General features: G+C 61.0%; 12 protein-coding genes and 1 tRNA gene. 1 reads left to right on the top strand and 12 read right to left on the bottom strand.

Annotated elements, in window-relative coordinates; translation table 11 throughout:
• Positions 1–93: 93 nt before the first annotated feature.
• The 3 genes from AC6H1L_RS00730 to AC6H1L_RS00720 form a co-directional block, all read right to left on the bottom strand.
• A complete protein-coding gene (locus tag AC6H1L_RS00730) occupies positions 94–2,265 on the bottom strand; it encodes a putative glycosyltransferase family protein (protein WP_497599638.1) in 2,172 nt (723 codons plus the stop codon).
• Between the two features lie 233 nt (positions 2,266–2,498).
• Positions 2,499–2,594: transfer RNA gene (locus AC6H1L_RS00725), tRNA-Sec, on the bottom strand.
• 186 nt (positions 2,595–2,780) lie between these two features.
• Positions 2,781–3,452, bottom strand: a complete 672-nt coding sequence (locus tag AC6H1L_RS00720) for an HAD family hydrolase (RefSeq protein WP_497599637.1) — start codon at positions 3,450–3,452, stop codon at positions 2,781–2,783.
• A 209-nt stretch (positions 3,453–3,661) separates the two neighbouring features.
• Here AC6H1L_RS00720 and AC6H1L_RS00715 point away from each other — a divergent pair, with 209 nt between their 5' ends.
• Entirely contained in the window at positions 3,662–5,014 is a 1,353-nt protein-coding gene (locus AC6H1L_RS00715) for a phenylacetate--CoA ligase family protein (RefSeq protein ID WP_497599636.1), read from the top strand.
• A gap of 166 nt (positions 5,015–5,180) precedes the next feature.
• Here the strand turns inward: AC6H1L_RS00715 and AC6H1L_RS00710 are convergent, their stop codons facing one another.
• The 9 genes from AC6H1L_RS00710 to AC6H1L_RS00670 all read right to left on the bottom strand — a co-directional run bounded on the left by AC6H1L_RS00710 (position 5,181) and on the right by AC6H1L_RS00670 (position 17,946).
• Positions 5,181–6,086, bottom strand: coding sequence for a CPBP family glutamic-type intramembrane protease (locus tag AC6H1L_RS00710; protein WP_497599635.1), 906 nt, complete (start codon positions 6,084–6,086; stop codon positions 5,181–5,183).
• A gap of 1,403 nt (positions 6,087–7,489) precedes the next feature.
• The gene (gene ndk / locus AC6H1L_RS00705) at positions 7,490–7,954 is read right to left on the bottom strand and encodes a nucleoside-diphosphate kinase (protein ID WP_497599634.1); all 465 of its coding nucleotides are present in this window, start codon (positions 7,952–7,954) and stop codon (positions 7,490–7,492) included.
• Positions 7,955–8,055: 101 nt separating this feature from the next.
• Complete coding sequence (locus AC6H1L_RS00700; RefSeq protein WP_497599633.1) at positions 8,056–8,409, bottom strand: roadblock/LC7 domain-containing protein; 354 nt, start codon at positions 8,407–8,409, stop codon at positions 8,056–8,058.
• 229 nt (positions 8,410–8,638) lie between these two features.
• Entirely contained in the window at positions 8,639–11,746 is a 3,108-nt protein-coding gene (locus tag AC6H1L_RS00695; protein ID WP_497599632.1) for a tetratricopeptide repeat protein, read from the bottom strand.
• A 24-nt stretch (positions 11,747–11,770) separates the two neighbouring features.
• Entirely contained in the window at positions 11,771–13,048 is a 1,278-nt protein-coding gene (locus AC6H1L_RS00690) for a M16 family metallopeptidase (protein WP_497599631.1), read from the bottom strand.
• 350 nt (positions 13,049–13,398) lie between these two features.
• A complete protein-coding gene (locus AC6H1L_RS00685; protein WP_497599630.1) occupies positions 13,399–14,433 on the bottom strand; it encodes a zinc ribbon domain-containing protein in 1,035 nt (344 codons plus the stop codon).
• A gap of 494 nt (positions 14,434–14,927) precedes the next feature.
• On the bottom strand, positions 14,928–16,043 hold the full coding sequence (locus AC6H1L_RS00680) for a sigma-70 family RNA polymerase sigma factor (RefSeq protein WP_497599629.1): 1,116 nt from the start codon (positions 16,041–16,043) through the stop codon (positions 14,928–14,930).
• Between the two features lie 358 nt (positions 16,044–16,401).
• Positions 16,402–16,731, bottom strand: coding sequence for a hypothetical protein (locus AC6H1L_RS00675; RefSeq protein WP_497599628.1), 330 nt, complete (start codon positions 16,729–16,731; stop codon positions 16,402–16,404).
• Between the two features lie 342 nt (positions 16,732–17,073).
• The gene (locus AC6H1L_RS00670) at positions 17,074–17,946 is read right to left on the bottom strand and encodes a heme NO-binding domain-containing protein (protein ID WP_497599627.1); all 873 of its coding nucleotides are present in this window, start codon (positions 17,944–17,946) and stop codon (positions 17,074–17,076) included.
• Positions 17,947–18,118 lie beyond the last annotated feature (172 nt).

The raw sequence follows: 18,118 nt of genomic DNA, 5'->3' as shown, positions 1-18,118 counted from the left end.
CTCGAACACCGGCGTGCTCCAACCAAACAAGGCGACAGGGATAGACGGGATGAGACTCGGCCCTCACTATCCCTGTCGCGTGCTGATCGCTACTCACTCGCGGCCCACCGGTGAAGGTAGCTGCTCCGCTAGTTCTGCCCTTGCAGGAGAGCCGGCTGCGGCAGCGCCTGGCCCACCTGACCGGCGCAGGAGCAGGTGAGGAAGGCGTCCCCGTCGATAAAGCTGCCATCCGGCCAGCCAGAGGAGCAGCGCCAGAAGCCCGAGGCCTGAGAGGGCCGCGCCGCGCAGCACAGAAGCGGGCCGGTAGAGATAGCTAAGTGTATGCGTGCCCGGCCCGATGCGGATCGCAGGCATCAGGCCCCCAAAGCTCTGTACAGGCACGCGCTGCCCATCGAGCACGGCGATCCAGCCCGGGTAAGCTGTCGTGGCCACCACCAGATAGCCGCCGGTCGCGCTGGTCACGCGGAAGCTCTGTTCATCATCCTGCAGGCGGAGCAGTTGGATCGTCGCTGGCAGGCGCTGATAATGGGCCAGGCTGGGTGGCTGACCATCAGATCCAGGACGGAGCAGATAGGCCGGCCCAGCGTCAAGACTGTTGCGGTAGAGAAATGTCCCATCGATCTCACCGATGAGGAGTAGATGACTATCGTGTAGCGGGCGCTTCGAAACCAGCACCGTCACATGGAGCAAACCGAGCAAGCGCGGGTCGGGGTGCACATTGGGACCGTCGTAGGGAATCCGCTGCTGATAACCGGTGCCGTAGTAGCCGCCGGCGCGATCCATGTACTGAACGTAGGCCCCAATCAGTAAGGGATCAGCGCCATCAGCTAGACGCAGCTCTAGTTGCGCCGCGATCAATTGCGGAATGTTTTCCTGAACGCCGTAGACGCGCCCAGTGCCGGCCAATTGCTGAGCGACCAGCGCGACCCGCGAGGGCGTCGTGATCAGGCTCACCGAGCCAACCTGCGAGTAGTCCTGATCGAGCAGGACCAGATTCGTTGCGACCAGGGCCAGCAGAGCCATCCCCGTAGCCAGACCTGCCAGCCGGCTGAATCGCTGGAGGGGCTGCGTCAGACCGGCGGCCCCCAGACCAGCCAGGAGGGCAATGCCCAACAGACCCAGGAACCAGATACGCGCCAGACCGCGGAAGCGATCGAAGTCGGGCAGCAAGTGCTGAACCACGTGATAGACTTTCGACGCCTGCCCCATTGCCAGACTGGCTACCAGTATCACGCCCAGAGCCAGTAGCCAGGCTTTGCGCACACGGCTGGCGATGCCGAAGACCGCCAGACAGAGTACGCTCAGCCCTGGGGCGATCATGCCTTCCCAGGTCAGCCACCCGAGTGGCGGCTCATCGACGAGTGCGTGGAGGAACTGCGTTAGACTGATTTGATCCTTAGTATGTAAAGCATAGGCGCGCGTCGAGTAGCGCATCAGCTCCCACAACGGCCAGAGATGAATGGCGGCCAGGGCCACGCCCAGCCCGCAGGCCAAGAGCAGGCAGCCAGCAGAAAGCAGAGCCGGGCGCCAGCCGCTCTGCCAGACCTGCTGCACCAGAAGCCAGAGCGAGACGGTGCCCAGCATCAGCAGGCCATAATAGGCCATCTGAGGATGGCCAGCGAGCAGCGTCATGGCTACACAGACGGCCAGAGCTGGCCCCCAGCGCAGCGGCTGACGGACGGTTGCCCAGGCGGCCAGGGCCAGCCAGGGGTACCAGCAGACCGTTTGCATAATGGTCACATGTCCGGCTCCCAGGTGACTGATCAGGCGCGGGGTCGCCATATAGCTGACGGCTGCCACAAGCGCTGGCCAGCGCGGCAGCCCAAGCGCCCGGCGCGCCAAGAGCAGTGTCCCCAACCCAGCCCACAAGAAATGAAGAGTCATCAAGACAAAGAAGTAATTTCGCAGCGAGAAGAAATGCACCAATTGCGTTGGAGGGTAGAAAAGAGCAGCCAGGGGATCTGCACCCAGAGGCAGGCCCCCGCCGAAATAGGGATTCCACAGCGGCAAGCGATGGGCCTGAGCGACCGTGCGCTGGAGCTCCAGCGCCATAGGCCAGTGGCTCACCACGAGGTCGCTACCGGGCCAGGCTGCGACCAGCTCATCACCGTTCACTGGAGCAGGCCATTGCATCGCCAGTGCCACCAGCAAGAGCAGGGCCACCTGGCCAATGCCGATCAGCCAGCGTCGCAGCCGTGGTCCACATTCCTTAGCTCCCCCAGATACTGGCAGCAGGTGCCGCAAAGATAGCCGAAGATAGCACATAGCTTTCGAGGCCTTTCTTCTTCCAGGCTTCTTTTTCTTAAGAGAAGACGATAAGAAAGGGGTAAGTGTTCCTCCGCAGGATTCTGAACGACCTGGAAAGAGAGTGGCATCAGAAAGTGACAAAACTGGCTAGGGAAGGGAGAAGACGGACAGCGCTGGCCAGAGCTGTAGGGCGCACACGGTTGAGAGCAATTCCGCACACGCCAAGCGGCGTGGGACAAGATGAGAAGGGACAGAGGTGTATGGGAGTCGAACCCACCAGGGACCGCGCGCAGCGACCCCCCAACCGTTTTGAAGACGGCGAGGCCCACCGGGACCCCTACACCTCCATAGCCAGACACTGGCGGGCAGAGCGGGAGAAACAGGCCAGCATTCTCCCTCATCCCGCCTGAGAGTATAACCTATTGCCGTATCCTCTGCAAGCCCATCGGGCCTTGCCCCTCATCGCGAATCGCGAGAGCAGGCGAGCGGCCAAGAAGAGTAACGAATACAATCCGAGGCGAGGAGGAAGCTCCTCAAGAGGCCGGGACGAGGGCCCGCAGACGCTCCACGTTCACCTCTGTCAGGGAGCGCACCACCAAATCGGCCTCGCGCAGGGCCTCTGGCTCCCGAGTCGTGGCGACTGCCAGGCAGCGCATGCCCGCGGCATGGGCCGCCTCGATGCCGGCCACAGCATCCTCAATCACCAGGCAGGCGGCAGGTGGTACCTGCAGCGTGGCGGCGGCCTTCAGAAAGATATCTGGGGCTGGCTTGCCACGCTCTACCGTTTCTCCCGAAATCAGCGCCTGCAGGTAGCGCTGCAGTCCCAACAGCTCGCTGATGAGCGCGATATTCTCCGGTGGCGTTGACGAGGCCAGGGCCTGAGCGATGCCGGCCTCATGCAGCGCCTCCAGCAGCTCTAACGCGCCTGGCAAGGCCAGACCCGTGGGATTCTGGCGTAGGATCTCACGAAAATAGGCTTCCTTGCGCTCCGAAAGAGCGCGCACGCGTTCAGGGGGCATCTCACCCCAGAGCAAGGGAATAATGCGGTCGTTGCGCATCCCAAAGGTCGCGCGGAAATCCTCCTCACTCAGCGTCCACCCTTCCTCATGAGCCAGGCGCTGCCAGGCCCGGAAATGGGCCTGTGCACTATCGATAATCACCCCATCCAGATCCCAGATCACGGCCTGAAGGCCCTGTTCAGCCATAGATAGACTCCTGCTCCTTCCTCGTAAAACAGATGGAATAAGGGGGGAAAGCAGCCGGGCGCGCCCTCCCTGCGCGCGGCCTTCCCTCAGTGGCGTTCCGCCAGACATGATACCATATCACCTGGCCCGCCCGTCCAGGTGGGCCAGTGCTCTCGCTCACATAGACGCTCGCAGAGAGCAATGATAGAATAGTGGCGGAGGTGCTGCCCATGAGCGATCGGAAATATTTCAATGAAGAGATCGAAACCCTGCCCCGCGAGCGCTTGCGCGCGCTCCAGTTAGAGCGCCTGAAAGCCGTTGTCGCTCGTGCCTATAAACAGAATGCTTTCTATCGTCGCCTCTATGATGAGGCTGGAGTCAAGCCAGAAGATATTAAAAGTCTCGAAGACATTCAAAAACTGCCTTTTCTTGAAAAGAAGACCGTACGCGCGGCCTATCCCTATGGTCTGGCAATGGTCCCGCCGGGAGGCGAGCAAGGGGCCTTGGAGGTTCACGCTACCAGTGGCACCACGGGCAAAAGCGTGCCTGTCTTTGCTACCCGGCGCGATCTACAGAACTGGGCCGAGCTAAACGCTCGTGAGCTGTGGATGGTTGGGCTGCGGCCCGGCGACATCCTCCTGAACTGCTACGGCTATGGGCTGCCGACCGGCGGCTTTGGCTTCCACTACGGTGCCCTGGAGATGGGCGTAATGGTGATCCCGATGGGCTCGGATGCGCGCCAGTATGAACGTATCTTTGAGTTCATCACCGATTTCGGCGTCACTGCCATGTGTATGACCCCCTCCGTTGGTCTGTATCTGGGGCGCAAGGCGCGCGAGCTAGGCATCGACTTCTCTCGCACCAGACTACGTATTGGCCTCTTCGGGGCTGAACCCTGGCCTTGGGAGACGCGCCTGAAGCTGGAGGAGTACTTTCACATCACGGCCTACGACGAGTTTGGCATGACCGAGTTTCTCGGACCGGGCATGACCTGCGAATGTGAGCAGCGCAACGGCATGCATGCCTGGGCCGATGCTTTCCTGGTCGAATGTATCGACCCCGAAACTGGCGAATGGGTGGAAGAGGGCCAGGAGGGAGAGCTAGTCTGGACCTGGCTCACGGGCGAGGGCACAGCCATGATTCGCTACCGCAGCCGTGATCTCTCGCGTCTATGGTGGGAAGAGCGCTGCGCCTGCGGGCGCACACACCCGAAAATCGGCGCCATCAAAGGGAGAACAGATGACGCCGTCTCCATCCGCGGCCTCCTGGTCTTTCCTAGCCAGGTGGAGGCGGCCCTGTTGCGCTTCCCCGAGACTGGCACCAACTTTCGCATCATTGTTGATCGCCGCGATGGGCTGGACACCTTCCTACTCAAGGTTGAGGTCAAGGAGCGGCAACTGCTGGAGCAGAGCGAGCGCTGCCAAGAGCTGGCCCGAGCGATGGCTGAGGCTGTCAAATCGGTTACCGGCAATACGCCCAAAGTCGAGTTAGTGCCGCCTGATAGCCTGCCGCGCGCTACCGGTGGCGAGTCGAAGACTGCCAGCGCCCGGGTAGAAGATCGTCGCAAGTTGCCTTCTGCCTGATGTCTGATGGGACAAAGGCGCCGGAGCAGCCAGCTATCCTCTGGGCCTGGGCCGGGAAGCCTGGAGAATCAAGGCCCAGGCCGGGAGGCCGGCAGCAGGTTTTCCCGAGGCGTGGGGTGGCCTGCTCAGGTCCCTGGCTAGCTGGTTGCACAGCTCTCACCCACCGTTAATGCAGCCGGCCCACCATGTAGAGCAAAATGACTGCGGCGCTGATCCCGTTATTGAGTATGTGCAGGAGCAGGCCGGGATAGATGGAACCACTCCACCAGCGCAATAAGGCCAGCAGTAGGCCGATCACGATCAAGACGGGCAGCGAGCCAAGATCAGCGTGGGCCAATCCGAAGACCAGGGCGCTCACTACGATGGCCCAGCCAGTCGCCAGGCCCCGGCGCAGACCAGGAAAAACGAAGCCGCGAAAGAAGATCTCTTCGCAGAGGGGAGCCACAATCACCGCCAGCACCAGCAGAACTATAGTGGTCAGCGGAGCCAGGCGACTGCTTTCCAGAATCACCTGATCGTTGGTTTGCAGCGGCAGATGTAGGCCCTCAAGCAGGGCCGAGTAGAGACTGTTGACTACATAGAGCAGGGCCAGAAAAGCAATCACCAGCCAAAGAAAGAGCGGGCGAAAGCGACGCAAGCCCAGGGCGTGCAGTACGGCCCCAAGAGGGACGCGTTTCCCTTTAGCCGCTGGCGGCGCAAGGAGTGGGGCGGCCTGACTGTCACTATTACCTGCGGTCGTAGCTGGCTCCGCGGGCTGTGGCTCGGCCTGGCGGCGCAAAGCACGACGGGCGAAGAAAAGTGCAACCAGGAAGAAAGCTCCCTCTACAATCAGGGTCGAAAGGAGTGCCGTCAAGGCCCCGGCCAAATCCTGTTCTAGCGACAGCGGCCTCTTCGGACTGGGCCAGCGGCTCCCCTGGAGCTGGCTGCCCAGTGCCAGCAGCAGCCAGGGCACCAGGGGGATGAGTAGCGCAAGCCAGGTCTCACGGAACGACCAGGGCGCGGGTGCCTCCTCTGTTTTCAGGGGCGGGCGGCCTGGCAGAGGCCGCCCTTCAGGGTGCGATGAGAAACTCACCAGATCCTCCCAGCTCGGTCGAAGTTGCGTAGCTATCAAGAAGCCAGGCCCAAGGTCAGGAGAGCCAGTCAGCCAGCTAGCCAGCACCTGCCCGGGCGGCTGATCACGCGGCCCTCCTCCTGTGGACCACAGGCATGCTGGCCTCCTGGCCAGTATAGCGGATGCCTCCCCCTTCTGCAAGCAGCGTCAGCGGTGCTTTTCGGTCTTCAAGAGTAAAGATATTATATTTCTGGCTATTCGGGTAAAAAGAGAGTGGGGTCCTCTTTGCCTGATCTTTTGCGCATCATCAACTTGACAAGGCAGCCCTTTCCGCAGTAGGATGAGACCACTAGACCGGCGAGGCAAAAGCTTGCCCGGGGGAGCAGCCACCTCATCTGTCGCGGATTGTGAAAAGCTACTCCTCGTGAAGCCTATGTATGGGTGGAGGCCCTCCCTCGTCGGCAAGGTGGTAGAATGTCTGTCGCACGCTTTCTCAAGGTTGTTAGCCAGCAGAAACGTATTCGTTGAGAGGAAGGAAGGGATTCTTGGCAGGTACACTTGACAGCAATCCAGCCAACAGCCCAAACTGGCGCAAGCATCGTAACGGTTGTCCATTCTACCGCGAACGCTGGTTCCCTGATAGCGACATAGAAGCGGGCGAGCCGCTCTATCAGGTGTTCTGCATGAAGGGTACCCCTCCGCTCACGCTGGAAGAGCAGAATCGCTGCTTACGTAGCAAAACGTGTTGCTGGCGGCTGGCGGAGAGGGCAGAAAAGAAAGAAGCCGTCAAAGGGAAGGGAACTCGGAGGAGCAGCCCCAGCTGATCGGCTGAGCGGTTGGTTATGTCTACCCATCTCCTGGCTATCTCAATACGCTATTCCCCGTTCAGCTCGCCCCAGACTCAGTCAAGCTCGGCTCGGGTGCCTGCCCTTGCCGCCGGCCTCTCCGCCTCTCGATTTGCCTGCTTGTTTCCTTAGCTTGCCGTCCCTGGATCAGTATGGTGTAGTGTGGTGTGCACCGTGCCTGCGAGCCAGAGGTCAGGTACTGCCTGGTGACTCGCTGATTATCCAGCGCAATCGGGCCAGCGTGATAAGCTTCCCGGGGGAGGATATTCTCCTTTCCCACTCCACACCTGCGTCTCCGGTCTACCGGTGAGGCCGGAGAGGGTTGCCCGTTCTTCATTCGAGCAAGCAAACAAACAAGGGAGAGGAGAGCAAATAAGACGAGAGGATAAGGCAAAACAGCGCTCTGGATAGAGCCAGAGCAGAGCTGCAAAAGCAGCTCCAGCCAGCGCATGGCAGGCAGAGCGTCCCGAGCCTGAGCGTTGCCGGTCTGCCGGTCGCGTCGCGCTTGGCCAGCCAGTTGCAGGCAACGAGACAGGCTAGCTCGCTAGAGGACAGAGGAGATCAGGAGCAGAAGCCCACTCACTGATTCTCCTGTTCCTCGTAGAGCCAGGGCTCAGTGACCAGCCGATAATCGAGCAGCTCCTCCGGCTTAAAGAAAAGGCTGATTTCGCGAGCCGCGGTCTCGGGACCATCTGAGCCATGAATGATATTGTAGCCGATCTCAAGAGCGAAATCGCCGCGAATCGTACCAGGAGCGGCCTCGGCGGCGTTTGTGGCCCCCATCATGGTGCGCACCATCTTAATGGCGCCGCGGCCTTCCACCACGCCGACCACCACGGGGCCGGAAGTAATGTGCTTCACCAGGCCAGCGAAAAACGGTTTCCCCTTATGAACAGCGTAGTGCTCCTCCGCCAGGGCGGGGGACATCTGCAGCATCTTCAGGCCCACAAGCTTCAGTCCCCGCTGCTCAAAGCGGCTAAGAATCTGCCCGATGAGACCGCGCTGGACCCCCTCGGGCTTGATAATAATCAGTGTTCGTTCCATCGTCTACGCTCAGAACTTCCTTTCCAGCAAAATACAGACAAGCTCAAAGGATGCAGAGAACCAGCAAGGCAAGGCAAGACAAGACAAGAAAGGAAAAAGGTCTACTGGCTCGTCACCAGCGGAAGAATCTGGCGACAGGCCTTCTTCATCTCCAGGCGCACCCGTCCGAGATTGGGAGAGCGGGTCTGCTGAGTAGTCACCACGAGGATCAGGTCGCCCACCTCCGCCATCTGGATCGTCCCCTGTTGCGTTTCAATTATAGCATGGCGAATCTCGCCCTGGTTAATTTGCTTGGTATAGGTGCTGAGGGAGCCAAAGGCGGTAGCGGACAGGGCACCAATCATTTCCTCATCCTCGCTATGCAACGTTCCACTGACGATCAGCCCGTCCTTGCCTACCAGGATCACGCCTGAGACCTCATCAAGCTCGGTCAACCGCTGTAGAATCGTCTCCACTGATGACTCCTTTGGATGGTAGCTAGATTCTTCTTCTCTGAGCTGAGAGTTGCTCACCTCAACGCCAGAGCGCAAAGCCCATCGTCTTTACTTACCTGCTTTCTGCCTGGCCAGGCAGAGGCGTACCGGTCTGGCACGCCTGATGGACCGGGGGGCCAGAAGTAAGTGAAGCGTGGAGGAGGCGAGGCGGAGCAGCCCTGACTCTCCTCCCCTCCCCTCCTCCGCCTGACTAAGAGGAAGTCCCCTGCCCCTTAGCCCGGCGCGTCATGGTCAGGGCCTTATTATAGGCCTCCATTGCTTGCAGGTACTCGCCCTGGCGCATATAGGCGTCGCCAAGGACGCGGTAGCCGGGCGCATATTTTGGAGCCAGCTTCAACAAGGCACGTGTATTACTGATGACCTCGCCCAGCAGCTCCGGCTGATTGCGAATGACAATGCGATACTCCTGCATCGCCTCATCGTAGGCGCCGGCGAGCTGGTACTGGTAGCCGCGGATCAGGTGCTCCTTGTAGTTCACCTCGCCCTCCTGCGAGCTGCGGGCTGTCCCTGTGCCGGCGCTGGGCGTGCCTGAGCCAGAGGCCTCGCGACCAGCGGGGCGGGCTGGGGCGGAGCGCCCGCCTGGGGCCTGGGGACGGGCCTGAGCGGGCTGAAGGCGGAAAACCGGGCGCTTCATTGTGGTCTCCAGCTCGTCCTCCAGCAGAGCATCGGGCCGATAGCTCGGCAGAGAAGGACTCTGGCCCTGGGAGGGGCCTTGTTGAGCAGGGGAGGAGCTTGGACCTGGTGTCGCGGGCCAGAGCGGCTCAGGAGCCTGCTTCGGCTCCTCGTAGCGCGAAGGCTGCCCTAGCGGCGCGCGAACCGTTTCTTCTAGCTCGGAGGCGGATGGCGGTACTGTAAGCTGCCGCTGCTCCTCGTGAGTCAAGCGCGACGGCTGTTCAGAGGCTGGAGCGGCGGACTGGGAGGGTGTCCCTTGCTGAGCAAAGTTTGCCAGCTCGCCGGGTTGCAGTGGCACGAAGCCCTGAGCATAAAGCTGCTGCTCTAAGTCCTCCAAAGTGGTCACCAGCCGCTGTTCGGCAGCAGGTGGAGCGCTGCTCTGCTCGGCTGAGCGCTGACTAGCGCTGGCAGCCAATTCTGCCAGCCATGAAGAAGCAGACTGCCCCTGGGACTGAACTGCAGGCGAGGGCGCCGGCTCAGAGCGTGAAGCCGGGACCGCAAAAGCAGACGACGGCTGACTCCCTGCCGCAGAGTCCGCGGTCCCCTCGGAAGCCGTCGACCAGCCGGCAAGCTGCTCAAGCCAGGGAATACCGGCCTCCGCTTGAGCAGTACCCTGCGGCGAAGCGGAAGGCTGGAAGGGCGGAGGAGAAGAAACAGCTGACTCCTCGCCCCAGATCGAAGCTGCCGGAGGCGCCGGTGTCGTGCTGGCCCTAGAAGAAGCTGCCGGCTCTTCTGGCGGCCAGAGTGGTCCAGCGCTGGCCTCCTGACTCTCAAAAGCGCTGTGGCTGGCCTGTAGCTGCTCCAACCAGGCCGGCTTCTCCATCGGAGTCGAGAACCCTCCACCGGCCAGCTCGTCCCACATAGCTGGGGACGAATAAGCAGACCCTGAAGCAGCATAGTCCTCTTCAGCAGGGGCGTGGGCCGAGGACTCAGCAAGCCCCTCCTGCTCCGAGCGCGTATAGCTCTCGGCCTCAGCAAAAGCCGGCGGAGCGGCAGACTCCTGCCGACTCTCATCGGCAAGCCCGGCACGCTCTCCCTCCTGTTTGGGCCCCTCTGGCTCGCCCCAGACCGCTCCCCGTGGGCTGGAGACGGAAGGAGATGACTCTGATGCCGACTCCTCCATTGTCTCTGCTCCCAGAGACTTCAGCCACTCCGGCCATCCCTCCTCCGGATCAGCCCCGGCCTGCATGAAGGGGAAGATCTCTTCTTCTGCCTCCTGGTGCTGCTCCGATGGCTGTTCTGCCGGAGCAGTGGAGGGCTGAGACCACGCGACGTCAGGGGCCTCCTCAATAGGGGTCCGATCCCCAGCCTCCTGAGCCATCGCGGCTTCCGCCGAGGGCGAGGGCGCCGGAGAAGGCTCAGGCGGAGGAGTTGGCGAAGCAAGCGACCCCGAGGGCTGGCGGTAGAATGGCGTATCGAGGGCATCTAACCAGGCAGGGTGGGCAGGGGCCTGATCAGCCGGCAACCCCAAGTCCTCCTCTGGAGCTGAAGCTGCCGCTGTCGCCGATGACCAGGAAGGCTGCTCCTCCCAAGAAAGCCCCTGCTCTCCAAAGGAGAGATCGGAGCTAGAGAGAGGCCAGGATGGCGAGCTAGAGCGCTGGACCTCGCCGCTGCTGGCAGCCTTGGGCGCCTCCGGCTGCTGTGAAGACAGTGAGGGAGGGGCGGGCGTTGGAGAAGCAGGCGGGGGGGTCGTCAGAGCCAGAGGATAAGGGTCGGGTGTCGTCCAGCCAAAGATCGGCTCGTTCTCCTCGCTCTCCTGCCCCTGCTCTTCAGGCAAAGCCGGCCCAGGCCTGGGCGAGGCTCCCAGGGCAACCGAGGAAGAGGAAGCCGCGGACCGTCCAGGAGGAGGGATCAGAACCGCATCCTTGCGCACCAGGGCCAGGAACGGATCATCGGGAGAAGCTGCCATCAGGTCGCCAAACAGCTCGCGGGCCATCGTCATCTCAGGATCAAGGGCCTCGGCGCGCTGGAGCAGCTCGCGGGCGCGGGCCGGATTATGGGGGAAAGTCATATGGGCCAAAAGCAAGAGGGCTTTCAGACAGCCAGGGATCTCCTCCAGCAAAGCCGTCGCGATCTGCTCGGCGCGCTCATAGTCGCCGTCGCGCCAGCAGGCTTCCAGCAGACCAGTGCGCGCATCAAGGCGATCAGGGGTAGCGGCGAGCACGGCCTCCCACTCTTGAATCGCCTGGAAGAGCAAATCGCCACGCATATAGAGGCGAGCCAGCCCAGCGCGCGAGAACATAAAGCCGGGCTGACCGCTGCGAGCGCTCAACTTATTAAACTCCTGACGGATCTGGCTATTGCCCCGGCTCAGCTCATACGCCTGCTGATAGCAGTCAAGCGCCGTCTCCACATCCCCCATGCGTTCGCTTGTCAGCGCGCGGTTGCAGTAGGCGAGTACATTTTCTGGGTCGTTGGTCAGAACCCAATCGAACGTCTGCTGGGCCTCTGTCAGGCGATTCTGGGCCAAATAGATCTCCCCGAGGAGGCGATGAGCCTCTAGAGCATGAGGGAAATGCGAGAGCACATACTGACAATGTTCAAGAGCCTCCTCGATGCGCCCGGCGCTCAGGGCGTCCTCCGTATACTGCAAATACTCACGCAGCGTAGACAATGTTTTCAGCATAGAACCTGGTCTCCTCTTCCCGCGTTAGGCAGCTGTGAGCAACTTCTGAAAATGGTCAATCTGTCGAGGGTCCTCGGGGCCAATCAAGGCCAGGCGGCGCCATTCGGGGGCGAAGCACGTGCGCGCTACGCGCTGAAGGTCCTGGGGAGTCACGGCCTGAATGTGGCGGATCATCTCATCCACATCGACCACACGGCCAAGCAAGCATTCCTGACTAGCGAGCCAACTAGCGACCTGCTGAGTACTTTCCAGCCCCAGAATCAGACCGCCACAGACATAGGCCTTAAAGCGCTCCAGCTCCGCCGCAGAGACGGGCACCTCACAAAGCCTGTTGAGCTCCTGCACAATAGCGCGCAAAGCGGCCTCCGTCTGAGAAGGATCGACCCCTGCGCTCACAACCAGATTGCCCGTCTCGTAGTAACTACTCGTATAACTACCGATATCGTAGGCTAGCCCGCGCTCCTCTCGAATGCTCTGAAAAAGGCGCGAGCTCATCCCCTCACCCAGGATGGCATTCAACAGCATCAGCGCGTAATAATCAGGAGAAGAATGAGCAACCCCCAGGGTGCCTAGCGAAAGATTCGTCTGCTCCGTCTCCTTATAGACCACAGCCACGGGCGGCACATCCCGCGGCGGCGGGCAGGGCGTCCAGGTTCGTAGCGGGCGCGGCTCCCAATCGCGAAAGAGCCACTCGATCAGCTCCTGTACCCGCGCGTGGTGGAAGTTTCCTACCACGCTGACCACCAGGGCATTCGGACGATAAAACTGCTCCAGGTAGGTCAACATATCCTGACGACTGATCGTGGCCACCGTCTCGTCGCGTCCCGCATCGTCGCGCCCCAGTGGCAAACCGGGCCACATAATCTGGTCCAGCAAAAGGCCTGACCACTCCTGTGGGTCGTCGCGTGTCGCGCTCAACTCCTCGATGATCACCTGCCGCTCCTTCTCGATTTCCTGGGGATCAAAGAGCGGATGCCGGATCATATCGGCGAGCACCTCGATCACCACATCCAGGTGCTCGCAGGGAACACGCGCGGTATAGCTGGTTAGCTCCTTCCCCGTGCTACCGTTGAAGACTCCCCCTACCCCCTCGATCGTTTCCGAGAGAATACGAGCGCTTGGATAGTTTTTTGATCCTTTAAAAAGCATATGCTCAATAAAGTGAGATATGCCGGCCAGGTGATCCGGTTCATAGCGTGAGCCGGCGGCAAAGAAAAAAGCGATGCTGGCCGAGCGGATGCCCGGCACGCACATCGTCAGCAGACGCAAGCCATTTGGCAGCGTAGTTCGCTCGTATTGCATCGATGCAAGCGTTTCTTACTGATTTGAGCCGCTAAAGAGCCAGTGAGAAAACAGGCAGGTGAGGCACGCCCGAGCGGCTTCTCTTGAGAATGATACCCCCTGTTGCCAGACATTATAGACCGTTTACAGGTGTGTCGCAACAAGGCAATAGAAGAAATTAGGCAGACTAGCCCATCTGGGTACAGTCGGCAGGAGGAGGACCAACAGAGGGCCAGGAGCCAGAGAGCGCGAGCACACACGAGGCTGGGACCGGCCCCAGGGCCAGCGGGCCAATCCCAGCGCTGAGCAAGCTACCTCTCATGTTCCCTGATCATTGCCCTGAGTGCGGCTGCGCCTCTGCTCAAGGTTGCTCAGATCAAACCAACGTCGTCCGCCAGGCGACCGAGGTCGCCCAAGACGCCGCCCTCATGCCCATGATGGTGATGATGGTGGTGGTGGCCATAGTCGTTTCCTTCGAGCGAGCGCTCCAGGCCGTGGAGCAGCATCTCCCCACCAATCACAGCCGCTGCGCCGCCCAGAGCACCCATCGCCAGCTTACCCCCATCGCTCTGGAGGAAGCCACCAGGACCGCCCTGCTGATTGGGCGGCTGCTGGACGGCGGTGGCAGGCACCGGAGCGACACCGGCCAGACTTGTGCGGCAGCCTGGACAATTACTGGTGCCCACGGGAGAAATGGCCCAACAGACCGGGCACCGCAGCACTAGCGGTGCCTGCGGTGGGTAGGCTCCAGGAGAAACCACATTGGCCGGGTTGGGTGCTGGTGAGCCGGCGTTAGGATAGGCTCCGTACTGACCTGGAGCCTGCGCCGTAGGGGCAGCATAAGCGGCAGGTGAGCCAGCTCCTGTGGCATAAGGATTAGCCCCTGCTGGACCGTTCCCCGCCGGTGGTACCGGGTACGGTCCCGCCGTCGTCACTGGCGGTGGAGATGCGGGCGGCGGCGAAGTCGCGGCCACCGCAGCGTTTAGCTCTGTCCCGCAGGCACTGCAGAATCGAGCACCGCTCTGCTGCGCCTGGCCACACTGAGGGCAAAAGCGCGGCGTTGCAGGCTCTGCCAGAGAAGCACCGCAGTTCGTGCAAAAGGCATGCTGGGCAGCGACTTGCGCATGACAGTGCGGACAGAGCCGGGAGGACGGGGCTGTCACTGCAGTGGGCGCTGTCGGGCGGAGAGCATTGCCGCAGTGAGAGCAGAAAGCGGCCCCTGGTCGCACCTGACCACCGCAGCGTGGACACCATGCTCCTCCATTCACTGCTGCCGCCGCTGGCCCGCCGGCGATCACGGTAGACTGCTGTAGTTGCTGTGGCTGCGCCTGTGGCACGGGTGTGCCACATTGCGGGCAGAAACGCTTACCGCTCACATCAGTACCACAGGTTGTACAAGGTTGCATGCGCCGAAATCTCCTCTCAGACAGAAGCAAGCGCTTCGTAGCAAACTCTCGTCTCTTCCTGTCACTCTCTCGCAGTCTATCACAGGGCCGATCCTCTCGTCGAGAGAGGGGCTGAACTGGTCTGGTCGCCGCCTTCATTGATTGAAGAAGAAGGCCAGCGACCCAGAGGATGGATGGCCTGCCTGAAGGGGGTGAAGAGAGGGAAACACAGAAGAGCCTGGGCCGTGATCTACATGCTGGGCGGCCACTGCCGGGGGAAGGGGGGCATACGAGCCTCATAAAGAACGAAGGGCATGGGCCAATTCGCAGGCTTACCCATGCCCCCTTGAGCGAACAAAGAGAAGGAGCGATCCGCTCTTCTGACAACGAGCCACTAATCCTCTGCTTTTTTGCTCTTCTTGTTGATTATTATTACTTTACAGCCACAGCGATCGCAGAGCAGGCAGGCTCGCGTGGCGAGAGCGGGCCGGCACTCCACTCCAGTGCTTCAGTGCTCAAACGCACTCACGCAAAGAGGCATTGCCGCTAAAATTCCGCAACTTCATCAGCGCCACCACCTCAAGCTGACGGACGCGCTCGCGCGAAATGCCCAGTTCCTTCCCGACCTCCAACAGAGTGCGGCTGCGTCCATCGCCGATGCCGTAACGGAGCGTGATCACAGCGCGCTCGCGCGGTGTAAGCGTTGACAGAGCGCGATGCAACTCCTCGCCGAGCAAGTGCCGTGAAGCGGTCTCAGCGGGAGCGGGGGCAGTACTATCCTCCAAAGTATCGGCCAGCGAGTGACGGGCCTCATCGTCAACGGGGGCATCGAGAGAGACGGGTTGCTCAATCACGCTCAGCAGATCGATAACTTCGTTGACATCAATATTGCAGGCAGCGGCAATCTGCTCAGGCTCGGGGTCGAGGCCGCTCTCCTGAGAGAGCTGAGCGGCAACGCGGCGAACTTTACGCAAGCGGGTTGCAACATGCTCAGGTAGATGGATCAAGCGAGACTGCTCGCCGGCGGCGCGGCTCACTGCCTGGCGAATCCACCAGGTGGCATACGTACCGAAATGACAACCGCGACGGTAATCGAACTTCTCGGCGGCGCGCATCAAACCAAGGTTGCCCTCCTGAATCAGGTCAACCAGGGGGACGCCGGTGCTTGTATAACGGCGAGCGATAGCAATAACCAGGCGCAGATTCGACTCAATCAGCTTGCGGCGAGCCAGCTCATCCCCCTCAGCGGCGCGGCGAGCCAGCTCAAGCTCCTCCTCGTGGGTCAACAGACCCAGGCCACGAATATCGCGCAGGTAGCTCTGAAAAGCATCTTCAGAGCCAAGAGCCTGGCGCACATTGGAAGAGCGACGCTCAGGGACCTCATCCGTCAGATCGGCCTCAGCGCTCTCCAATTCCAGCTCATCGCTGCTCTCCAGCAACGGATCAAGGGCCAGATCGGCAGCGGCCTCGCTCTCGGGGAGGGCGGCCTCGTCCTCACCCGTGGCCAATAGAGCGGTCTCGCCTTCTATCTCCAGCGTGGCCGTCTTGCGACCTGCGCGCCGCCTGACTGACTGGCTGGCCGGTCGCGTCCTGCGGCCATCGCGTACAGGATCTGCAGCAGCTATAGCCATGATTCCACGCTCCCTTCGGGAAACTCACCGACAAAAACCAGCTTGCCGGCCTCCGTTCGGCCTCGTGGTCGGCATTTGGTGCCGGGTCGGCCCATTCCTTCCTGGCATCCATCCAGCGGCTTCTATTCTACCTGGAACCCAGGTTAGTCAGCATCAGGTGTTTACCTTAAATTCTCTCAGGTTCTAACCGTATCTTCTCCCTGGCCTGGCTGCTCGCCTCCCCACTGGCCGGGCGGCCTCTCCCTCTCCAGACTGACGCTCTAAAGACGCCTGCCATGACCAGAATAGGTAGCAGCAGAGGAAGCAGATAGGCAGCTTGTCGATCTGGGCCTCTGGACAGATGAGGGCGCTCACTGGCTTAGTCCCGCTCGGGATCAAGGGGGTCTTCTACTCCATGACCCCGATCGTAGAACGTTTGCAGGACATCGCCCGGATGCTGCTCATAGGCTGGGCGTTTGCGCCACTGCTCATCTCGCGCTTCGGCTGCGCTCATCTTGAGGATCAGACTCCGGCCCTGCCGTCCGGCAATGGCTGTATAGGGATAAAAGCGGTCTGTCCAAAAGAGCAGCGGCCCCCGGCGCACGCGGACGCTTTCAGGATAAACTGCCACTACCTGGCCTAGGTGATGCTCATCTGCGCTATAAACCTTCAACCCTTTATCAATATTAGAAGCACTCCAGGTCGTCATAAGGCTCTCTCCTCATCTCCTCTCCAGGATGGCATGACTCTGAGACTGCAACGCCCATCCCTATTACGCCCCGCTGCCGGGGAAGCGTTTCAGTCCATCAGCGTATCAGAGCAGAAGAAAGAGACGGGGGGAGGAGCACGCTCGAACGATCGCCCAACTGCCTGCAGCCGCTGACCTCATCGAGCATGATGTAGACGATGGGGGTGCTGTCTCTCACGCCCGGGGCTCTCGGCCTGCCGGTCCCCGACTTCTACCCCTGGCGGCAGCGCCCCCAGGCCTGGAGGAGCTACTGCTGAAAGCTCATGGGCACCGGCAGGCTGGAGGAGACGTACAGCCTGGCTACTACTCCCAGTAAGTCGTGACCCGCCAGTAGCGCCGCGTCGTCAGATTATCTCCTGGCTGGCCATTTGTCGCCGCCGCGTAACCGGCAAACTGCAGATGGCGTAAAACCTGCAGGAGCACGGCGGGACGTTGATAGGTTGGACTGAGCCGGTAGCGCTGAGCCAGGGCCTGGCGAATCTCGCTCAGCGTCAAGGCCTGCGCCTCCTCGGTAGGAAGGATAGTAAGAATACGCTGCCCCAGCTCTTTCAAGGCATTCTGATGGGCCTGCTGCTCAAAGGCATTAGCTCGCGCCTGTTCCGAAAGCTGCTCTGCGCTTCTGGAGCCGCGGGCAAAGGTGGCCTCGATGCGACAGAGTGAGTCGCCGCGCTTCATACAACTCTGTTCGTAAATGGCAACCTCCTCCCCGTAGCGCTCGGCTGCTCCTTCAATGGCTCCCAAGAGAACAGAGCACAACTTCCGCGGACTGTCGTAGATCAGCACAACGCTGCGCTCATGCGGGGCGAATTCATAGTTGAAGAGGGGTGGCGTCAGACCTGCCGCAGTCTTGCGCAGACGACTATGGACATCGCGCATCGTCAGCAACAGATCATAGGCGCTATTGACGCCAGAGAGAATGTACTTGCACAGATGACCGGTAAGGCTGTTCAGGATAAAGTAGCGTCCGTATTCGCGCAGAAGCTGATCAGGCGAAAGACCGCTCAGACGGCTGGCTACTGCCACACCTTCCAAGAGAGCACTATCCTCGTAAAAGCGACTGACCAACGGCGTGGCACTCGGCGACTCACCAATGGCCTCACGATAGGCACTCAATAGGCCACCGCCGAAACGCTCTCCAAGATACTTTTCCCAGGTGGTGAAAATGAGACCATGCATACGGGGCCTCCCTCTTTCCTTGGCCTGATTCCGCCCCACACCCTACGAATAGGGGCAGAGACGGGCTGGCCTGGCTTGCCTCCCCAACTCAGTGGGTGCCTCCCAGAACCAGGCTGCATAAAGACAATACGCAGCATGCTTGCTAGTTAGATCTAGTTAGATCAAGACATAG

This window comes from Thermogemmatispora argillosa, assembly GCF_059696725.1.
The sequence above is the reverse complement of the archived record's forward strand: the minus strand, read 5'-3'. Positions and strand labels throughout refer to the sequence as shown.

Excerpts from the sequence above, each read along its gene's own strand:
- AC6H1L_RS00730 (WP_497599638.1), bottom strand. The coding sequence starts at position 2,265 with ATGTGCTATCTTCGGCTATCTTTGCGGCACCTGCTGCCAGTATCTGGG.
- AC6H1L_RS00720 (WP_497599637.1), bottom strand. The coding sequence starts at position 3,452 with ATGGCTGAACAGGGCCTTCAGGCCGTGATCTGGGATCTGGATGGGGTG.
- AC6H1L_RS00715 (WP_497599636.1), top strand. The coding sequence starts at position 3,662 with ATGAGCGATCGGAAATATTTCAATGAAGAGATCGAAACCCTGCCCCGC.
- ndk (WP_497599634.1), bottom strand. The coding sequence starts at position 7,954 with ATGGAACGAACACTGATTATTATCAAGCCCGAGGGGGTCCAGCGCGGT.
- AC6H1L_RS00695 (WP_497599632.1), bottom strand. The coding sequence starts at position 11,746 with ATGCTGAAAACATTGTCTACGCTGCGTGAGTATTTGCAGTATACGGAG.
- AC6H1L_RS00690 (WP_497599631.1), bottom strand. The coding sequence starts at position 13,048 with ATGCAATACGAGCGAACTACGCTGCCAAATGGCTTGCGTCTGCTGACG.
- AC6H1L_RS00685 (WP_497599630.1), bottom strand. The coding sequence starts at position 14,433 with ATGCAACCTTGTACAACCTGTGGTACTGATGTGAGCGGTAAGCGTTTC.
- AC6H1L_RS00680 (WP_497599629.1), bottom strand. The coding sequence starts at position 16,043 with ATGGCTATAGCTGCTGCAGATCCTGTACGCGATGGCCGCAGGACGCGA.
- AC6H1L_RS00675 (WP_497599628.1), bottom strand. The coding sequence starts at position 16,731 with ATGACGACCTGGAGTGCTTCTAATATTGATAAAGGGTTGAAGGTTTAT.
- AC6H1L_RS00670 (WP_497599627.1), bottom strand. The coding sequence starts at position 17,946 with ATGCATGGTCTCATTTTCACCACCTGGGAAAAGTATCTTGGAGAGCGT.